At 49.6% G+C, this 21,044-nt stretch carries 13 protein-coding genes; 9 read left to right on the forward strand and 4 right to left on the reverse strand.

Features of this window, described 5'->3' with window-relative positions:
* Positions 1 to 37: 37 nt before the first annotated feature.
* Positions 38 to 2,713 carry a hypothetical protein gene (locus ACO6UY_RS12050; RefSeq protein ID WP_422490057.1) on the forward strand — a complete coding sequence of 892 codons (2,676 nt, stop codon included), beginning with the start codon at positions 38 to 40 and terminating at the stop codon, positions 2,711 to 2,713.
* A 235-nt stretch (positions 2,714 to 2,948) separates the two neighbouring features.
* Here the strand turns inward: ACO6UY_RS12050 and ACO6UY_RS12055 are convergent, their stop codons facing one another.
* Both ACO6UY_RS12055 and ACO6UY_RS12060 read right to left on the reverse strand, forming a co-directional pair.
* Positions 2,949 to 6,077: an efflux RND transporter permease subunit gene (locus ACO6UY_RS12055; RefSeq protein ID WP_422449192.1), complete on the reverse strand. Its 3,129-nt coding sequence runs from the start codon at positions 6,075 to 6,077 to the stop codon at positions 2,949 to 2,951.
* 1 nt (position 6,078) lies between these two features.
* Complete coding sequence (locus ACO6UY_RS12060; protein WP_422490059.1) at positions 6,079 to 7,308, reverse strand: efflux RND transporter periplasmic adaptor subunit; 1,230 nt, start codon at positions 7,306 to 7,308, stop codon at positions 6,079 to 6,081.
* Positions 7,309 to 7,920: 612 nt separating this feature from the next.
* Here ACO6UY_RS12060 and ACO6UY_RS12065 point away from each other — a divergent pair.
* From ACO6UY_RS12065 to ACO6UY_RS12085, 5 genes are all read left to right on the forward strand, one after another.
* Positions 7,921 to 8,643, forward strand: coding sequence for a response regulator (locus ACO6UY_RS12065; protein WP_422449188.1), 723 nt, complete (start codon positions 7,921 to 7,923; stop codon positions 8,641 to 8,643).
* Positions 8,644 to 8,654: 11 nt separating this feature from the next.
* Positions 8,655 to 10,046: an ATP-binding protein gene (locus ACO6UY_RS12070; RefSeq protein WP_422490061.1), complete on the forward strand. Its 1,392-nt coding sequence runs from the start codon at positions 8,655 to 8,657 to the stop codon at positions 10,044 to 10,046.
* A complete protein-coding gene (gene nfi, locus ACO6UY_RS12075) occupies positions 10,039 to 10,740 on the forward strand; it encodes a deoxyribonuclease V (RefSeq protein WP_422490063.1) in 702 nt (233 codons plus the stop codon). Before ACO6UY_RS12070 ends, nfi begins: the two co-directional genes overlap by 8 nt.
* The gene (locus ACO6UY_RS12080; RefSeq protein ID WP_422449182.1) at positions 10,709 to 11,332 is read left to right on the forward strand and encodes a hypothetical protein; all 624 of its coding nucleotides are present in this window, start codon (positions 10,709 to 10,711) and stop codon (positions 11,330 to 11,332) included. The genes nfi and ACO6UY_RS12080 overlap by 32 nt, the downstream gene beginning before the upstream one ends.
* A 167-nt stretch (positions 11,333 to 11,499) precedes the next feature.
* On the forward strand, positions 11,500 to 12,546 hold the full coding sequence (locus tag ACO6UY_RS12085) for an ankyrin repeat domain-containing protein (RefSeq protein WP_422490065.1): 1,047 nt from the start codon (positions 11,500 to 11,502) through the stop codon (positions 12,544 to 12,546).
* Between the two features lie 15 nt (positions 12,547 to 12,561).
* Here ACO6UY_RS12085 and ACO6UY_RS12090 read toward each other — a convergent pair whose 3' ends face one another.
* The gene (locus ACO6UY_RS12090) at positions 12,562 to 13,266 is read right to left on the reverse strand and encodes a hypothetical protein (RefSeq protein WP_422459402.1); all 705 of its coding nucleotides are present in this window, start codon (positions 13,264 to 13,266) and stop codon (positions 12,562 to 12,564) included.
* Between the two features lie 117 nt (positions 13,267 to 13,383).
* A complete protein-coding gene (locus tag ACO6UY_RS12095) occupies positions 13,384 to 16,203 on the reverse strand; it encodes a hypothetical protein (RefSeq protein ID WP_422449177.1) in 2,820 nt (939 codons plus the stop codon).
* A 346-nt stretch (positions 16,204 to 16,549) separates the two neighbouring features.
* Between ACO6UY_RS12095 and ACO6UY_RS12100 the strand changes: the two genes are divergently transcribed.
* The 3 genes from ACO6UY_RS12100 to ACO6UY_RS12110 all read left to right on the forward strand — a co-directional run bounded on the left by ACO6UY_RS12100 (position 16,550) and on the right by ACO6UY_RS12110 (position 20,850).
* Positions 16,550 to 17,539, forward strand: a complete 990-nt coding sequence (locus ACO6UY_RS12100; protein WP_422490067.1) for an ankyrin repeat domain-containing protein — start codon at positions 16,550 to 16,552, stop codon at positions 17,537 to 17,539.
* A 192-nt stretch (positions 17,540 to 17,731) separates the two neighbouring features.
* Positions 17,732 to 19,372, forward strand: coding sequence for a hypothetical protein (locus ACO6UY_RS12105; protein ID WP_422449173.1), 1,641 nt, complete (start codon positions 17,732 to 17,734; stop codon positions 19,370 to 19,372).
* 17 nt (positions 19,373 to 19,389) lie between these two features.
* Positions 19,390 to 20,850, forward strand: coding sequence for a hypothetical protein (locus ACO6UY_RS12110; RefSeq protein ID WP_422449171.1), 1,461 nt, complete (start codon positions 19,390 to 19,392; stop codon positions 20,848 to 20,850).
* Positions 20,851 to 21,044: the final 194 nt, after the last annotated feature.

The following is a 21,044-nucleotide window of genomic DNA, read 5'->3' on the forward strand; positions in this document are numbered from 1 at the left end:
TATTAAGAAATATTCGCGATTATAAAAGGTAATGGTTATGGAAAATATAAAGCCTTCTGCTGGCAGTGCACCTGGCGTGGTTACTTTTGAAAAGCAATTTCCGGCAGCAGCCAAAGACAATAATGCCAGCAAGACCATTGACTCCGTCGGTCCGAATGTTATTGAAAGCAGAAAAAAAATACCGGTGGAAGACCCTGTTGAAAAAAAGGGTGGTAAAGGACTGGCTAAGAGAAAGGTTGTCCGTCATAAAAAATTTTCCGAAGTAAAAAATTTTGATGAATTAATGCCTTTTAGTGTCAAGACCCTCCGAAATATGGAGTTTTCCTATGACTTTGCTGGCTTTACACCTAAGTCAATGAAAGATCTCGAGATTATGGAGCATTTTCGAGAGGATGTTGCTCTTTTTGAGGAAATGGTGACGAATGAAAGAAAAAAGGTTGGTAGAAAATCGAGTGACCGAACATTTGCAAAAGAAAATCGTGAAATGCTTAGAGATCAGTTGTTTCTTTTGAAACAAGAATACTTCGCTCTGTGCCACAAACGTTTCAAACCTGTATCCAAAACAGTGTTAGATTTACACTTTGTGTCGTCATTGCGTTGTGGTGATGAGCCAGACGAAAACCAAATCGAACGTCTCGCAAATAAGTATGGACAAAACATCAGTGATTTGGTCCAGCTGTTTCAGTCGAATGCTCTCAATGGTGATCGTTTGTCACAGCACTGGCAGGTCTTCATGTCACAATCCATGGAGTTTCTGAATGTCTGTGACAGTATGGCCGATTTGAATAGCCAGATCCCGATCAAGCCTGATGGTCCGCTTAGCAAGGATGTGGAAAAGCATAATCTGTATATTGACCTGATATCCAGTGTCAGTGACACTGTCGGTTTGTCTCTGATAAAAACTCTGGATGATGCTGTCAATCACTATCCACATTTGAAAGAAAAAGCAGACCTGAAGCGAGGATCAGCTTCTGCTGTTAAAGGTTTCAGCAATTGGTTAAATTCAGCGTCGGACAAACTAGACCAAGACCTGTTCAAGTGCTATGAAATTCCCCAAGTGATACAAATGGTCAGTGCTTCACTGTGTATTGGCGAATTTGCCACAGCACTCAGGCTGTTAAGCAAGTTTATCAACCTGATTGATGGCAAAATTGATGGCATAAATGCTGAACTGGGCGATATCGAATGGTTGTTTTATCTTGCATCGAAGGCATTAGCGTGCCTGGTTTGCATCAACTTGTCAGACATTGACAATCAAAAACTTATACATATCGAAACAACCAAAAAGTCGTTTAAAGACGCGATGGAAAAATTTAAGCAGACGTTTTCCCTGTCTAAAGCTGAGTGTGCAAATCTTGATGACTGTTTTCAACGATTCATAGAAGGGCCCTGCAGAGATATTTTACTGATGCATGCCCTGAAAGCAGAAGAATCCGCCATGCAAATAAACAGTCTGATCAGTGAAGAAGAATCTGAGAAAGCCAGGAAAAAATCGGAGATCAGGGGGAAGCTTAAACGAAAAATGACCAGGGGCTATGGTTACCGGAAACCGGTGCAGCCAAAAGCACCTGTACCCGCAGCTCAGTCGGCAGCCCGACAAGATTCACCAACCCCACCACGGGAAACACCTTTGCCACAGGGGGTGCAGGATGCGGTAAAGGCGTTTATTGCTGATCGACCAATGGCTGAGGTCAAGGCAATGATTCAATCAGTGGTTGATGATCCCGAGAGTACGCCTGTGGTTAAGGCTGAGTCTTATTTCGCTCTTGCTGATATGCTTGATAGAAAAATGAATAAAGAATTTGACCGGATTATCACTCATACGTCCTTTATTTATTCCTATGGGCAGTTAATACGAGCAGGTTTGACGCCGTCGCCCACTTTGGGTATGGAATTCAAAAAGGCCATTCAGGACGTTACTGATATAACGAAGATTTGTGGTTGGCTTGATAATGTCAATGATGCGCTGAGCACCTTGTCGGGATTAATTCTTCGTACTGATGGGCTGGACAGGGAATTTCTGGATGAGCTGGCATCTTTGCATGAACGTGTCAGGACAGAGGTAGGGCTGGTTAGTGAGATTGAAGCCGCTTTTGAAGAGATAAAACTCATCTGGCATGACCGGTTCCAGTTTTTGAAAAGAAACAACAAGTTGCCAAAAGGTCGAAAAAAACCTGTACAAGATCGGCAAGATCAATCGCAAATGGACACCTTCAATCTGTCACAATTGCAAGAGGCCTGGGGTGAACTGAAAAGGCAGGTAAACCCGTTGAAAATGACACTGGAAAAAACCGGGGAGGATATAGACAGGTATCGTATTTCCAGACTGGCAGACTGTGAGCAATGGGTGGCTGGCGGTGATGATGATTCCTCACGCGCTGCCAATGATGATCCAGAGGTGGCAGCTGCGCTTGTCAGAGAGGAGGTTCAACGGGCGCAATTAGCAGGCAGTTGCTACGGGCCTGAATGCTGGTCAAACTTTACTCTGGAGGACTGGTTGCCAGGCAGTGCGCTGCCCGACAGACATCCACTGACATTGATGGCCGAGGCATTGCACAGACCTCTGTCGGTCAGGGCTGGTGGGCAGCAATGGCTAATTAGAGAGGATGGCACAGCAACCATCAAGCCAGGAGCCATTCCGAAAAACTCATTGAACCTGACGGTTGATGAGCTGGCCGATCCACTGATGCCTCATAACAGTAGTGCTTTATAAATACCGTTATGAATAACCAGCCAGCGATCTGGTACCTGGTTTTAATGAGTTTGACGTGTACGATCTCCGTTCACCCTGAGCGGAGTCGAAGGGTACTTGGCACGATCTATCAGAGTCCGGAGTTTCCGGTCTTCGACAGGCTCAGGACGAACGGTATGGGTAACCGTTGAACACTGTGCCAATCACCCTTCGATTCCCGGTGAACGGAGATTGTACACAGCATCTTCTGGTTCAATTAACTATTTGCCTTGTCAGGATCAAAATGCTCACGCACCCTTTGCAACAGTAAATAAAACACTGGAATCAGCAGAGTGCCAAAGATAGTGGCCGCCAACATACCGGAGCTCACCGTGATACCGATGATCTGTCGGCTGGCGGCACCAGCGCCAGTGGCAAGCACCAGCGGCATTACCCCGAGAATAAAAGACAGTGCAGTCATCAGTACAGCACGGAAGCGCAGGCCAGCGGCATTAATGGCTGAGTCAAAAATACTGTTGCCTTCCCGACGTTGAACCATGGCAAATTCCACGATCAGAATCGCCGTTTTTGCCGCGATACCAATTAACAGCACCATCCCGATCTGGGCATAGATGTCATTGGCCAGCACCGGATTCCACTGTCGCATGATATTGATTCCCACAAAGGCACCAAAGGTAGCAATAGGCACGGCACTGATGATGGCCAGTGGCATGGTCCAGCTTTCGTATTGGGCGACCAGGAACAGGTAGGCAAACAGGAAGCACAGCGCAAACAGGATGGGTGCCAGGTTTCCTGCTTCGATTTCCTGTAAAGACTGACCTGACCAGGAATAGGTATACCCCTGGGGAAGGTTCTCAGCCAGTCGGGCCATTGCCGCAATGGCGTCACCGGAGCTGTAACCCGGAGCAGCCTGACCACTGATGCTGGCGGATTGATACAGGTTGTAATGACCGATACTGCTGGGGCCCAGCACGGGTTTCAGGGAAGCAACCGTGGTCAATGGCACCATTTGTCCCTGACTGTTACGGACATAGAACTTGCTGAGGTCAGCCGGTCCGGCCCGGTCAGCACTTTCAGCCTGCAGGTTGACCTGATAGTTCTGGCCAAACAGGGTGAAGTTATTCACGTACAGAGAGCCCAGCTGGGTTTGCAGCGTCATGAAAATCTCGGATAACGATACATCCTGAGCCTTGGCTTTCTGACGATCCACTTCCAGCAGGTATTGCGGCACATTGGCCTGCCAGGTTGAGAACACCCGGGCCAGTTCCGGCTGCTGGTTGGCCTGGTAAATCAGGCCATTCATGACCTGGCTTAGCTCTTGGGGTGAGCGTCCCATGGTGTCTTGCAGCCGGAAGTCAAAGCCACCGGATGACCCAAGACCCGGAATGGGTGGGAAGGCAAAAGCCATGACCTGTGCTTCTTGCAGCGACCACAATTTAGCCTGGGTTCTTTGCAAAATGGCATCCTGATGCAGCTCAGGGCTCTGTCTCTCTGACCAGTCATCCAGTACGACAATGGCCATGGCCGCATTACTGCTGGCACCGCTGAAGATACTAAAGCCGGAAATGGTGATAACGCTATCCACCCCTTTTTCAGAGCGAATCTGGTCGGTGATGCCCCCCATTAATTCCTGGGTGCGATTCAGTGAAGCCGCATCCGGTAGCTGAATGTTGACCGCAAAGAAGCCCTGGTCTTCACCGGGGACGAAGCCGCCGGGTGTGGTGGTAAACATAAAGCCGGTACTGCCCAGCATCACCGCCAGAAGACCAACACCCAGAATGGAACGGCGCAGTAAAAGTTTTACCCAGCCCTGGTAACCCCCGGTCAATTTGTGAATCAGGGTGTCTACCGGCTTCAGCCAGACAATCTGGTCAAGACTGCCTTTTTTCAGTAACACTGAGCACAGTGCGGGGCTTAAGGTGAGCGCGTTGACCGAGGAGATCAGTACCGCGACAGAAATGGTCACGGCAAACTGGGTATAGAGGCCTCCGGTAATGCCCGGCATAAATGCCACGGGTACAAAAACCGCCAGCAGTACCATGGTGGTGGCAACAATGGGGCCGGATACCTCTTTCATCGCCTGGCGGGTGGCCTCTTTCGGTGCCATGCCTTCTTTGGTGATCAGTCGTTCAACGTTTTCAATCACGACAATGGCATCGTCTACCACCACACCGATGGCCAGCACCAGGCCAAACAGGCTGATGGTATTGATGGAGAACCCCAGTACCTGCATGACCGCAAAGGTACCAATCAACGACACCGGGATAGCGATGGCGGGAATTAGCGTTGCGCGCCAGTTCTGAAGGAACAGGAAGACCACCAGGATAACCAGAAGTACGGCTTCAAACAGTGTTTTGACCACCTCATTGATGGACTCGGAGATAAACTCTGTGGTGTCAAACTTGATGGTATAGTCCATGCCTGCGGGGAAGTTCTTCTTCAGCTCTTCCATCCGGGCTTTTACGCCTTTGGCCACGTCCATGGCATTGGCATCCGGTTGCTGGTAAACAACCAGGAATGCCGTGGGTTGTTTGTTCAGCCGTGCATCACCCTCATAGTTCTGGGAACCAAGTTCCACTTTGGCAATATCTTTAATGCGGACAAAAGAGCCATCCGGGTTTGCCCGGATAATGATATTGCCAAAAGCGTCAGGGGATTCCAGCTGTTCCCGGGTACGAATCGTATAGGTAAATTGTTGATCCGGCTGATTGGGGGATTGTCCCAGTTGTCCGGCGGGAACAATGGCATTCTGCTCATTAATGGCATGACTGACGTCGGAAGTGGTGACACCCAGTGCCGCCATCCGGCTGGGGTTCAGCCAGACGCGCATACTGTAGGTCATGGCACCCATCACCTGGGCCTGCGCTACGCCATTGATACGGGTCATTGGGTCTAACAGGTAGTTACTGGCGTAGTTGCTCAGGTAGACCTGATCAAACTTGCCGGATTCCGACACCAGGTTAACCCCGAGCAGCATATTGGACGACTGTTTTCGTACATTGATGCCCAGTCGGCGCACCTGTTCAGGCAAACCCGGTTCGGCAGCGGCGACCCGGTTTTGCACGTTGACCATGGCGATGTCCTGGTCGGTGCCGGAATCAAAGGTGACGGTGATGGACACACTGCCATTATTGTAGGCTTTGGAGTCCATATAAATCATCCCTTCAACCCCGTTAACCTGCTCTTCAATGGGGCGCATAACCGCAGACTCCAGGGTTTCTGCATCGGCACCCGGGTAGGTGGCGTTGATGGTTACCTGGGGCGGCGTGATTTCCGGGAACATACTCACTGGCAGTGTTGTCAGCGAGATCAGACCGACCATGGTGATCACAATCGAGATGACGAATGCGAACTTGGGCCGGTTAATAAAAAACTGGCTGATCATCTCAGATATCCTGCTCCTGTGGCTTGGCGGAAGCGGGTGATGAAAGCGTACCGGTGGTTGGGTCTACATTAACCAGGGTTGGCGATACTGTGCCGCCCGGGCGCACTTTCTGCAGGCCCTGAACGATAATCTGTTCACCTTGCTTAAGGCCTGAGGTTACGGCCCACATGGCATTGATACGACGACCGACTTCCACCTGTCGGGTTTCAACGACATTTTCCGGCGTGACAACCAGGACAAAATAGCCGGACTGATCCTGCTGAACTGCGGCCTGGGGAATCAGGGGCATGGGCATTTTCTGATGGCTTTCTGCCTGCAGCGTGACGTAGAGGCCCGGCAGAATAATACCCTGTGGGTTCGGGAAGGTGGCTCGCAGGGTCAGGGTACCCATGGTTTCATCGATCTGGGTGTCGGCAAAACTGAAGGTGCCTGGCTGGTCGTATTCAGTGCCATTGGGCAGTCTGAGAGAGAGTTTGAACCTGCCTTTTTCTTCGACCTCAACGCTGGCTTCCTGCGCCGTTCTGGCTCCGGGGTGTTCGGCCAGATGGCTGATCAGCTGTCGTTCATCCACCTGAAAGGTAACATAGATTGGATCCATGCTGGTCAGCGTAGCCAGAGGCTGGCTGGTGGGACCCACCAGATTGCCAACACTGTAGGTTGATTTGCCAATTTCCCCTTTGAAGGGTGCGGAAATTTGCGTGTAGCCAAGATTCAACCGGGCTGTTTCTAGACTGGCTTCTGCTGCTTCCACTGCGGCCACCGCCTGGGCTTCCGAGCTGGTTTTATTATCGTAGTCAGCCTGACTGATCGCTCCCCGTTTTACCAGATCCCGGCTACGCTCAAGGTTTTTCCGGGCGTTGATAAGGGAAGCTTTGTTGCTTGCCAGCTGGGCCTCGGCACCTTTGAGGGCGGCTTCAAATGGTGCCCGGTCAATTTCGTAAAGCAGCTGGCCCTGTTCAACCATACCGCCTTCCGTAAAGTTTCTTTTGACCAGAAAGCCTTCTACACGAGCACGGATGTCTACCTCATTGATCGCTTCTGAACGGCCAATGTATTCATAATAGTCGCCTACTTCCTGATCGATTACACTGAAAACCGATACACCGGGTGGCGGCATTTGATGTTGCGGCTGCTGCTCCTCCGAGCAACCGGCCAGAAGGAAAATAGAGGTGGCTAAAGCGCCTATCGGAAGCCATTTTCCGAGTTTACGATCAGTGATGTTAGCGATCATTGATAGCTCCGTACTGTTTGCATTCAGCAAAATACCTGCCACTTATTTGTCTTTGCAAACGTCATAACCTGTTAGGGGAAGAAGGTATTGGCGGTCTTAAGTATTAACCTGTATGACTTCAGGGGAAGGGAGTGTGCCTTTGGCTTTATATAGGGAAATGCCCCGTGCAAAGCGCCGAACACTATACAGGGTTATGTACTGTGACGGATAGTACGAGGTTCATCCATCCAGAGCTATGTGGAAAACCACTATTGGCGAATCCTTTACTGTTTAAAATGGAATAAGTCAGGGCTTTACACTGCTTTTACCGGATCTATTGACCCGATTGAGATGCAAGTCAATACACTGAATTCGAGATTCAGAAACAGTGATCAAAGTCGTCACTGTTTGGGGCTGATGTGTTGTCTTGCCGCTGTTTCACTAAGCATTGATGTTTGATGAATGATATGATGTCCCGCGCTTTTGGCAAGCCTCTTTATTAAATCAATGAGCAGAGGCAGCCAGAAAACCCGGGCGGGGGGGAGACTGGCCATACCATCAGTTACTTTACGAGCTGTACCTTTAACCCCGCTTTCCCCCAAGGCGGGGTATTTTTTTTATGGAGCACATGCTATGAGTCACTCTATAAGTACAGGCAAAACCAGTGCCAGGCTGTTGCTGATTGATGATGATATCGAGCTCTGTGAATTGCTGGTGGAATATCTGGCCACAGAAGGGTTTACGGTCTCTGCGGTTCATGATGGTGAAGCCGGGGTTGATGCCGCTCTGTCCGGGATGCATGACCTGGTGCTGCTGGATGTCACTTTGCCGAAGCTGAACGGTTTTGATGCCCTGAAGCAGATACGCCAGCAATCGGACATCCCGGTTCTGATGCTGACTGCCCGTGGCGATGATGTGGATCGGATTATCGGTCTGGAAATTGGCGCGGATGATTATTTGCCCAAGCCCTACAACCACCGTGAACTGGTGGCCAGAATCAAGGCTATTCTGCGCCGTGGTCGCACACCATTGATTCCGGAAGGGACCAGCCGAACCCTGCAGATTGATGATATTGCCCTGAATCTGGCCAACCGTGAGGCCGCCATTGCCGGTGAACCACTGGAGTTGACCGCCACTGAATTTCTGGTGCTGAAAACGCTGATTGAAAAGGCCGGTGAACTGATTTCCCGGGATGACCTGACCCAGATCGCCCTTAACCGTAAGTTGACACTGTATGATCGGGCCATTGATATGCATGTGAGTAATGTGCGCAAAAAGATTGGTACCCGGCCTGACGGCAATCCAAGGATAAAAACCGTGCGTGGATCTGGTTACTTTTATATTCTTCCGGGCTGATGGGGTTGCCAGTGCGAGTTAAAATCCCCGGGCTGGTGGTCTGGCCATGGCACAGTGTCTTCTGGAAGATTTTTCTGTGGTTCTGGCTGACCATGATTGCCATGCTGGTGACGCTGTTTCTGGCCTTTGCCATCACCGTGGACCCATCGGACTTTCTGTCCGAGCGGCGGGCGCTGTTTCGTGAGCTGGAAATAGCGGCCCGCAAAATGGAGCTGCTTTCCCGTACTTCCGTGCATTTACCCATTCCCCGGTTCCCCGGCAGTGGTTACTACCTGTTCGATACTGAGGGCAATATTCTGGGCAGTGCGTCGATCTCTGAAGAGTTGATTTCTGCCTACAATAAAACCCGGAACCTCAGCGATCCGACCATTACCTTTCGCCGAGGGGTGGTGGTGGTCGGCCCACAGCGAATTACCCTGAATGATGCCCCCTACGAACTGTACCTCACCAAGGAGATGCCAATGCTGGTGCACTGGCGGGTGCAGCAGGTTATTGCACGTCAGTGGCATCTTATTATTCTGGCGTTGGGTGTCAGCTTCTTTCTCTGTGTGGTTCTGGCCCGCTACCTGGTGGGGCCGATTCGGAACTTGCAGCGGGCCTCCAGAAAGCTGGCCCGTGGCAACCTGAGTGCCCGGGTGGGCGGCAAGGTTGCCAGACGCCGGGATGAACTGGGTGAGTTGGCCAGGGATTTTGACCACATGGCGGAGCAGGTCGGGTCTCTGGTGTTCAGTAAAGAACGGTTGTTGCGGGATGTCTCCCATGAGTTAAGGTCGCCGTTAACCCGGTTGCAGATCTCTCTGGCACTGGCCAGACGAAAAACACCGGATGCCGAGGCAGAGCATGCACGCATCGAGCGGGAGATAGAACGCCTGGATCAGTTGATCGGGCAGATCATCCACTTTTCCCGTATTCAGCAAAATATGGCCAACATGGCCTGCGAGAAACTGGCTCTCGAAGGTATGCTGAAAAAGCTGGTGGACGATGGCAACTTTGAAGCCCAGGCCCGTGACAAGGCCGTGGTATTGAAAGAGACCGCTAAAATTGAGCTGGTGGTTGTGCGAGAGTTTCTTTCCAGTGCGGTGGAAAACATCATCAGGAATGCGATCCGTTTCACTCCGGAAGGTTCGGAAGTTGAGGTGCGACTGTTTCGGGAAAATGATGTGGCACTGATTCGTATTCGTGATTATGGGCCGGGGGTGCCTGAAGAGACCCTTGACGATCTGTTTGAACCCTTCTTCCGGGTGGATGAAACCCGGGGTAAGGAAAATGATGGAACGGGTCTTGGCATGGCGATCGCCAGTACTGCAGTATCACAACATAACGGCTCCATTGCTGCCCGCAATGCCCACCCGGGTCTTGAAGTGACCCTTCGTCTTCCGTTAAGGAATGGGTTGAGTGTCTGACTTTGCTGACCTTCGCTGGGACTTGTCCTATGCCGAAGCCATATCCATGCAAACGACACTGGCCATTCAGGTGATCCAACAGGATGACCTGCCTGAAATTACCCGTGTTGCCGGTGTTGATGTGGGCTTTGAGGATAACGGGCGGGTAACCCGTGCCGCCGTTGCGGTTCTGGCTTTTCCCGCTCTGGAGCTGCTGGATTACACCATTGCCAAAGTGCCGACCCGGATGCCCTATATCCCCGGGTTGCTGTCGTTCAGGGAATGCCCGGCGATTCTGGCAGCGCTTGGCCAGTTGCGGATAACGCCTGATCTGTTGCTGTGTGATGGTCAGGGAGTTGCCCATCCACGGCGCTTTGGCGTTGCCTGTCACGTTGGTGTGCTCACCGGGCTGCCCGCCATTGGGGTTGCCAAGAGCCGACTATGTGGAAACAGTGATACCCTGCCAGAGCAGAAAGGGGCCAGGGTTGAACTGCGGGATAATAATGAAGTGATTGGCAGTGTGCTGCGCACCCGAAGCGCAACCCGCCCACTGTACATCAGTATTGGCCATAGAATATCGTTGAACACGGCGGTGCATTATGTTGAATCATGTCTTACCCGCTTCCGGTTGCCGGAAACCACCCGTTGGGCAGATGCACTGGCTTCCAACCGGGGACAGGCGGTTGCCAGGGCCAACCAGATTCTGGCTCGCTAACGTTTTCTGCGCTCTGGCAGTTATTCTCCTGGGGGGCTGTGCAGGAAATGACCGGGAGGTTTACAGCCAGCAGCAGTTTCAGCAGCTGGTAGATAAAGGCTTTCTGTCACCACAGATTCGCAATCTGGATATGCTGCCGATGATGACGGTGCAGCTCTATCTGGACACGCCGCAAATTTTTCTTCAGGGGGATGGCAAGCCCCTGATGTTCCATATCGATGGCAAGGTGGATGCGGATATCTTTGGGGGGATGGTCACGGAAAAACTGCCGGTGCAAATTACCGGCTTCACCCAGCTGAGATATTCCAGGGAAGATGAGGCCATTTATTTTACTGAGATAGCGTTTATGGAGGCTCAGATCGACCTGGAAGTGGCATTGTTCAAAACCATGATCGTGGACAGCTTTCAGAAGGCATTGCTCAAAGAGCTGGCCGGGATGCCATTAATCTCGTTGGTCAAAACCCCGGAACTGGCGGCCACCATCGAATCACTTGCCAGACATAATGCTGATGGGCAGATTCAATTTGATATCCGCGAAGGCAGCCTGGTGATTGAACCGGTTCCGGGCCACAGTGATCGTTCTTCTGGCTAAAGTTTGTTCTGGCAGTCATCACTTTTCCCGGGAGCCTGTTGACGTTTTGTTACTCAGCTCGCAACTAAACGTCAACAGGTCCAATATACAGTTTTCATGCAAATGGTGTATCAGATCAATGCGTAAGCCCTATATTTTAATGATGTCCCTGATGAAGAGCAGACATCATGAACAGTATCAGCAATACGCCAGCTCTCAGGATTGAAACACCGGCAAGCCAATCTCCCCTCTCCGACACTGTTGACCAGGCCAGCAAACAACAAGATACCAGTCCCCATTACCAGACACCGACCGGACATGGGAAACGTAAAATTACGGTTCGGGACAAGCTGGACCTGGTCATGGCTGTCAGATCCGGACGCCGCAATGAAGTTGAACGGCTACTGCATAAAGGCGTGAACATTCGCAAAGAATGCTATTTGAAATATCAGGATTCCCCGTTGAAAACGGCTGTGAACCATCGTCGTATCAAGATTCTGGAATTGCTGCTGGAGCATGGGGCAAACCCTGACGATCATGCCGTTGGTGTCAAAACGCCGTTGAACTCTATCCTTCAAGAAAAGCCTATCAGTATTAAGGTCATGAAGGTATTGCTAAAACACGGTGCGAATCCTGACGCCAAGACCAAGGGACGCTACACCCCGTTGTTTTGGGCTGTCTACCATAGGCATATCAATGCCGTAAAGCTACTTCTGCAGCATGGGGCCGACACTAATAGCAGAAGCTCGGGCTACGAAACGCCACTATACAAAGCGGTGAGATTGGGGGATATCAAGATCGCGAAGCTGTTGCTGGAGTCCGGTGCGGACGTTAATGGCAAGTCAACCGGCTTGACCACCCCTCTGGCTATTGCGGTGCACACCGGAGGTTTAAGGAGTGTGAACTTGCTGTTGGATTATCATGCGGATGTTAATAGCGTCGATGGCGACAGGATAGCTCCCCTTGAGTTAGCTGCCTGGAAAAAGCGGGGTGATATTGCCTTTGAACTGCTCAGGTGTGGCGCTCGTGCGGATAAAAAGCTGACCAGAAATTTGGTCAGGAAGGTTATCCGTAAATATAAGATAAACCCGAAAACCACACCGCTGTCGCTCAAAGGTGCCAGCTTACGTGCCATTGGGAAACATCTCAATGGACGTGATCCGAGAGTTTTGCCTTTGCCCGAGGCCACACGGAAGGAATTGCGATTACAGAGACGAGGAACAATATTTCCGTGAATCTCGTCTTCCGGGTTAACTCGAAGGCTTGAAGTAACCCATCATAATATTGAAAGTATCCATGACCGGATAGAGCGGGTAGAACGTGCGCGGGCTGGCAAAGTTTCGGGTCAGGTCATATTTAAAGTCGCTGAGAATAAAGTCAGGAACCTCCGGAACCCATTGGTTTCCCGCTTTCCTGAAGGTGAACACTTCGCTTCTGGTCTGATAGCCGGAGTATGACTCCGGGAAGATAGTTAGTACGGTTACAATCTCTCCATCATCATCTGCCCGCATACGAAACCTGGGGGGCACATTAATTTCGTAGGCCCGGGAAATACCCACATTAAATTTTGATTTGGAAATAATTCGCACATAAAAATCCTGTGGACTCAGTTCATTGGCTTTTGCCCGTCCTTCAGGAAAAATAATTTGAAACAAATGACTTGAGTGATAGCGTTGCACCTGATGCTTTAACAGTTTTAATGCGTCTTCAGCAAAGAAACTGGCGAATTCGTCAAAGTCAAACGTGTTCAGGTTTCGAACCATCTCAAGAACAGTAGATTTAAGCGCTTCTTTATCTGCTTCAGATAGTGACGAATCCCCGTGCGGTTTTGGTGAAGTTATTTCTGCAAGGACCGGTTTGCTTTTGTCGTTGGTTTCTGCCCCACCAAGGCATGACTGGACGGTTACGAAAACGGCAATCATGCCAATAAGACATAATTGAATGACTCTGGACACTTGAACCTCCTGACAAACCAATATGGACATAAGATAGCCAGTAATTCCGGTTTCTGCAGGTAGAGATATGATTGCCAGAAAATATTATGGAAATGCAGATATCTGTAGCCATTGGTTTTAATCAGGGCTATCAGGACGTTGTTGCTCCGGTTCCTGGTCTGTGCTCGCCATGGGGTTATTGACCGTTGTCATATCCGTCATCTCTATCATCACCGGTTCGTCATGGTCATCGGATTCATACCCGGTCAGCACATGGTTCACAGGGCTGTCAGGGCTTTGCGGTTCAGGCTCCGGTTCTTTGCCTGCGCTTGCCATGGAGTTAGTGGCTTTTGTCATATCTGTCAGCTCCATCATCACTGGTTGGTCATGGCCGCAGTATTGATGCTCGGTCAGTACATGGTACACAGGGCTGTCAGGACTTTTCGGGTCAGGTTCTTCTTCAGCGTTCGTCGCAATAGAGCTTCTGCCCCCTGTCCCCATGTTCTCCTGAATGGCTGACAACGATTGATAATGGCTTTCGGGAGAAGTTGACAGCCGTCTCATGTCCCCCTGCCTGACTAACAATGGTTGATAATGGTTCCAGGGAAGAACAGGCAGCGGTCTTGAGTTTGCCTGACTGACTGACAACAGTTGCGGTTGGTGATGGTTCCGGGGGGGAGTAGATAGCTCTCTCTCAACCCGGGGCATATCGGGGGACTCCGGTATGGGTTCCTCACGGTTACGGTCAGCATTAGTCGATGATCTTTGGCGGAAATAGCGGTAGACGCACACACCGGTAACACCGGTCAGGATAAAAATTACGGTGCCCAGAGCGACGCCCAGGGTGATATAAGTTATGACAGTAGTACTTAGAGACTCCGCTAGCGGTGATGGTGTGGCAAATTTGGTAGCGCCCGGGCTGGCAAAGGTCATGTCGGATGCCGTGGCCACAGTTGTTTGGGGCTTTGTAATTGTGGCAGAACCCGTATCGGAAAAGGTCATGTTGGTGCTCGATACCCTGGCCCCCGTCTCTGTGATTAAGGGCGTTAGCAGGGCATTAGTACTGTTTAATGTGGTAAGACTGTAATTAGCGGCCTGACAATTCTGTGTTACCAGGCGGGGGTCAATACCTGCACAGAATTTATGATCCAGCCAGTCACGACACTCAGGGTCATTGTCCTGTTGCTCACCATTAATGCGGACATTACAAATAACAGAATCATCTCCTGCATTTTTATTCACAGAGGCATCTTTACCTGCACTGTTAAAGGTGCTGTTAACCACCACAGTGTTGGCGATATTTTTTGGATTAACGTTAAGTCCTACGAGAATACCGACACCGGCCCGTTTTGTGCCAATATGACAGTTCACTGCGGTCGTTTTGGTGACAGTCCCTGCATTTGCGCCTCCCGCACCAATACCGGCATATGCATGTTTGCCAGAGGTTTCCACCCGGCAGTTGATTGCCGTCGTGTCGGAAACATCGCTGTCTTCATGATGTCCCACCCCGATACCGGCATATGCAACGCCTGTGGCGGTTGTCACGTTGCAGTTCACGGCTGTCGTGTGTCTAACAGTACCTTTATTATTCGACGTTCCCGCCCCAATCCCGGCATCTGCATTATCATTGGCGGTTGCGACTGTACAGTTTACTGCTGTCGTGTCGGTAACCGTTCCTTGCTCAAGATATCCCACCCCAATACCCGCATCTGCACGTCTTCTCAATGTTTTAACATGGCAGTTCACCGCAATTGTGTTGGTAACCATTCCTTCCTCCGAATATCCCGCACCAATACCAGCACTTGCGTACTTTCCTGCTGTTTCCACATGACATTTTAACGCAGCTGTGTTGATAACAGCGCCTTTAAACTGATATCCCGCACCAATACCGGAGTGTGACTTGGCTCCGGAACTTTTTACCGTGCAATTCACTGCAGTCGTATTGGTCACAGTTCCTCCACCATTAATCTTGCCAACGCCAATAGCTGCGGGTGCATCGTTAGTGGTGATGTCAGCACCTTCAACCTGAATATTGCTGATCGTGGCATTACCTGACATTTCACAGGCTGCTACCCCGGCTGGATCGTTTGACCGTATACTGGTACCACTAAAGCCCAGGCGATCAATACGACCGCTCTCGGCCAACTCTCCTACCAGGCAGTGCGAGAGGCTGCGGATCATATGACCACCGCCGTCCAACTCGCCGGTAAATGGATGGGTTTTATTGCCAATGGGCTGAGTCAGCTGGCTACCGTCAATATCCTTAATCAGCCGATATTTTTTACTGCATGAATATTTCTCTGTATGGCAGACCTTGCCCAGAGTTTCGGCATCCGCCACTTCAACCGGGGTGTCAGGGCCGGATGCTGTTGACGCGCCTGCCAAGGAAAGGCTGGCCAGAGCGCCCAGTGCCAGAGGCATGTTTGGCAGCTGGCCTGCCCGGAGTGTCGTGGTCACGGGGTTATCGGGCTGTGGTCGTGGGTTCCGGGGGGCTTTTCCGGTTTTTTCTTTAGCGTTTTCCGGCGTATTCTCTCTTTGCGTGTCAGGTTCGGGTAGCAAACCGGCACGGGCTGTGAACGCGTTAAACTGATCCCTGGCAAACCGGGCAGCAACCGAAAGGTTGGCAAGATTGCTCAGCAGACTAATGATTTCTGAGGGCAGGCCGGTATAGCCAGATATTGCCCGTCCTGCCAGTGCGGTGTACTGCAGGAAATTACTGGCCTGGCCATCAAGGCCCTGAGGATCCATGTCGGCAGCAGGGCTTACGAAGCCTGGTACCGGTGGGCTGGAATTGGATAGATCAGAGAAAGGGTTCAACGACTGGAGAAGTGCAATACCCCCGGATTGGATGGTCACACCCAGCCCTCTCCATCGACCCTCCGGTTCTGTGGGCGGGGTTGCCACAGTTTGCGGGTCGATGGCAGTGCTTGTTGGGGGGACGTGCGATTGCCGTATCAAATCAGTACCTTATAACAAAGTTGTTTGCAGTGATATCAATTCACTGTCGTTACAGAGCAAACATCTATCTATAGGAATAGAACAGATAACTATAGGAATAGAACAGATAAGTCAGTGACGTTTAAGTAGTTAACCAAATGAAATCCTATTTTCTGAATAAGTGGACAGCCACTCCCGGCAACTGCTCCTGCGTTGTTCCTTGCATAGTAACTGCCCACTTAGCCAGAAACATACGATTCCATTTGGCCAACTACTTGATTTGTCTTTGTCGTGTAACCATTGCCGATTTCTAAACCGTTAATGGGGAGGAGATAATAGCCAGTGTAATAGTCATGGTAAGAACGGTTTGAATTACATCGACCTTTTTTTACTAAGAAAAGGCAGTTCTGTCCCTTTGCCTCCGCCAGGCTGTCAAGTCCCAGAATTATTTTCAAGAACTTTTCCGTTGTTAATGTTGTCGAAAAATTGTAGCACGAAACAAACGCTGGCCAACTCAGAGTATTCAAGCATGATCAATCATCACTTGGCTGTCCGGCCAGATTTCCCCCAGTCTCTACCAGAAACCTCTGAAACATTGCCAACTGAGGCTTCGGTTAATTCTCTGTTGAGTACTCAGCAGTACCACCAGTTTGCCGGTAGCACTTTGAGAGAGCGAAACGTTGAATGCTCAGATCATTCGGAATCAGTAAAACGTGATGCTTCGAGAGATACAAGTGACACAGGGCCGATAATTTGGTGGTATCGATATCCTGAGGATCCATTCGAGGAGAGAGACGATATCTACAGATGGATTGCCAATGGGTCGAATGACAAAATTGTTGAACTGATAGATCAGGGGTTTAACCTGAACCAGCGCGATAGCTGCGATGAGCCACCGTTATTTTATGCTCTGAATTTCGGTTCTCTGGAAACAGTTTTGCTGTTACTGAAACATGGGGCGGACCCGAATTTATTCCGTGTTCGTCCCAGTTTTACATCCATGGGCAGTGGTGACTATAGTTTACGGGAGACCGACAAATTATCACGGTTGGTACTGCTGCTCAGTTATGGTGCCAAACTATTGGATGATAACAAAGCTTTCGGTGACATGTTTGAAGATAACCGGGTTTTCCGGCTTGCTGTCTATTACTTCTGGGGAAAATATTGTGAGGATCATGCTGGTCCCATACCCGAACCAAAATCGGTTGAAGAACTGAATCAGTTGGTTTTTAAGCTACCTGTTCTGCAAATCATGGCATATATTTCGTTGTTTAATGACGAACACGGGATCTTGCGCCGACCATCAGGCAACCTGCCCGCTAATTTACAGGAGTTTTTTGATTTTATTGGTGCCTGACTGTTGGCAGTGATATGGCATGGAGATTAACATTCAGGAATCTCCAGGGGTGGCCTGAACCTTCTCAGATGGGGGGGCAGAGTCATTAGACCACTTCATAAATAATGGTTCATGCCTCTTTTTTCTGAACTTTTTCATGTTTTTTAAATCTACATCGCCTTAATTGATCTGCTATTCAGAAGGCGAAATATTTTGGAATTTGGTGTTACAGCTAGAGTAATAGACTACCTGCGTCTGCCCGGTGATCATGTGCAGGATGCAAAACCAGCAGCAGTTTCTCTTCTTCGGGTGCGCTCAACAGATAATCTTCGTGGGGGAGAAGAAACCTGTAAAAAGTTGTTAGGCAGCAGATATTCCAGAGTTAAAAATGCCTACCCGGAAAGACGGGTTGCCAGGGAAGATTGCGCAGATGATTGTAAAGTCGAACCGCCACAATACCTTAGTGAAAAAGAATGTTTTACCTTGTCCCGATTGATCTGTGAGCGGTTAAGCAGTGAAGAAATTTTGGCAACAGGGAATGAAACATTTCTGAATTTCATAGATCAGGCTTTGCTTGATCTCAACTATCTTGATTCCTGGGTGGAGAAATTAATAGCGAACAAGAAAAAATTACCAAAACTGTTAGTCCGCTCATTCATTGGTAATATGATTGCGTGCCGATCATCTTATGCAATACTGGTCAGGGATTTGCTTACCTGTAAAAACTACTTTGAAAATAAAGTGTATGAGCAGGCAGGGCCGAAGGTCAGTGAGGGTTCAACACCCGATAAATATACTTCAAAGCAAGATGAGAGATGTTGTGTAGTTTATAAGCTGGCTTCAAGCTGGTCATATTTATTAAAGTACATGAGTCAATGCAATGAGGTAATGCCTGCCCCATCGTCAATCAGTGGTTTGGATTTACCGGATATGACGCACCCCTTTGATTTGAGAGAGCCCACACTGGGCTCCATCGCTGAGTTGAAAAGGAGACTGTCACAACTGAAGGGCTGCTGGCAGAAGCTTAACCAATGGTTATTGGCGTCACCAGCCAGGCTTTTTGTGAAAAAAGAGGACCACACTCACCATGTTATGTTGCGGGTTGATAGTCAATTTATTCCGGGAACGCTGGACTTGCAGGAATTAGTAGCCGGGGAAAAAACTGGCAGTGACCGGCGGGCAAAAGCGACAGAAAGTGCCCGGTGGCTGGTGCCTGAAAAGGTTTGGAGCTTTTCAGAGAAGGTTCCTTTAGCCGACGTTGCAGGCCAGGGTAGCCAAAGTGATTACGGTAATAAACCATTCGTTAATATAGAGCGTCCAGCAGCGTGCAGCTCAACCGGTAATACGAAATATGGTGTAGCATTAAAGTCCGCAGACTATCATTTGTATCAGCCGGTCATGAAGAAGCTGATGACTGACATTTGTGGAAGGAACATAAAAAGATTGAGCAGCTTGCAAGACAGGGTGCATTTTTTCCGGGATGACAGCAATGTTGAGCCACTGACAACGAATGAAAAAAAACTGCTGAAAGAGTTTGCTGAAGTGCTGGAGACTTCACGGATATGGTGGATAACTGAATCACCATCAGTGAGAAGTATTTTTGACCAGATTTTTCTGGCAGAAAAACATAAAAGCCCGCTGACAAAGGGCATGATGAGTGTGGTGACTAAATTGAAATCCCATGTCAAGCTGGGGCGTAGTCTTAGTAGTAATAAAGTTCTTGATAAACGACAGAAAGAATTTTTATCAGTGAGGCAGTTTTCACTGGGGGAGCGTGATTTAGGCCTGAAAACGTCTGAGCTGCCAAAGATAACGTTCACTCCTGGCAGTCCTGAACGTAAACCAAAAGTTTAATTATCCGGTGTTTACTTATGACTTATCCCACTTGGTCACCATTACCATCCACTTCACAACCTGTTGTCACAGCCGATCAATTACCGTTGTCGCCAGATCAGCAAGCCGCCTCTGCTGAAGTAGCCAGCTTTGACGCACGGCACGCTACCCTTGCATTATCTGAGCGTCTGCAATTGCAGCGGCAGGGGTATTCTGACCAGGATATCTGCGCCGCAGAAAAAACATTGCAGCAACGGTCAACCGAACCACTGACGGTAGATCGCATTCTTCAGGAGCTGACAGACAGACGTGTTGATATAACCAGCACACTGAACAGCCTTGATGCGGCAGTCGACAACACTCCCGGCACTAATGCCAAGCTCCGTCTGGCAGGTCAGGTTATGAATTTCGCCCAGTCACTTAAAAAACGTGTGGATTGCGAATTTAACCAACATTTCTCCGCTGCGTGGCCAGACCGGCAAAAAGTGGCTGAGATGGTCAGCCAGTGGCCAGAGTCGCTGAAGGAGTCAGCAATCTATATTCGCTATGGGTGGCCAGTTTTGAAAGTTGGCAGAGGTGTTGATATTTTGTGTGATTTCAGGTCTGCCATGCAGGTTTGCAACAGTCTTGACGATCAATACGATGGTCTTCATCCACAGGTTCACCCTGATCTTTGGGCATGTTTTGATCCCGGGGATTTCAAGGATTATTCTGATGATGACTTTCGACGTGCTTTCAAAGAGAGTGCCCCAAAGTATCAGGCCCTGATTAGAAATCTGCCGGCAGATTTTCCGGTAATCAGTCGCAACGCGTACCTGGATTATCCGGTCTTTTTCCGTCTGGTGAGGGAAATCTGGCTTGACGCAATACATACTCGCAATACCGGAACCATGGAGAGAATCAGTCATTTGATGGTGTCATTTACAGATCACATAAACCGCAACAGCCATCGCTTCGGCAGTTACAACAACCACATAAAAGCACTGGATGACCAGTTATCGTGTAGCTATTCAATGAAATATGAAGAGTTGTCCGTTTTATTATTTCTGCTGGCAACGCACCCCCGTAGATGGAATGAAAACTATAGTTCTGTTTCCCGGCGGTTGATCCATTATGCTTTATCTGATCAGGAAAGTAAGCTGAAGACATGCCCTGTTACATGGGGAGCAGATCTGACACAGCAACTGAGTATCTGCTATTGGGTAGAGTCAAAGTTGATTCCGGATACCATCATGACCAAGCGTTTTCTGAGTGATATTGTGCAGTATATTGATAAGGATAACCGTAGATTCGGTTCACGCAATCTCTCGGATCAAGTTTACTGGACAGAGAGTGGCAGGCCGGGAAGGTACTTTGATAAAGAAACGCATCAGCTGCTGTCACCCATCATCGCATCGGACCCGCAAACATTATATCCGATGGAGGAAACCAGACAGGTGCTCACTGATTTCTACAGTGGCATTATCGGGACGTCCGGTGCTACTCCAGCAAATGGTTGAAAAGCACACCAGCTTTAAGTAGCTAACCATATGAAATCGAATATTTCTGACTCCTTGTGCTGGCACTCTGCTTCGTTACAACTCCGGTCACATAGCTACGGCTATGCTCCCTCCGTTGTGCCTCGCATAGTACCAGCCCAAGTAGCCAGAAATATTCGATTCCATATGGCCAGCTACTTAATGCCTGACTCTTC

Origin of the sequence: Endozoicomonas sp. ALE010 (assembly GCF_049310165.1) — a bacterium.
Lineage (GTDB): Bacteria > Pseudomonadota > Gammaproteobacteria > Pseudomonadales > Endozoicomonadaceae > Endozoicomonas.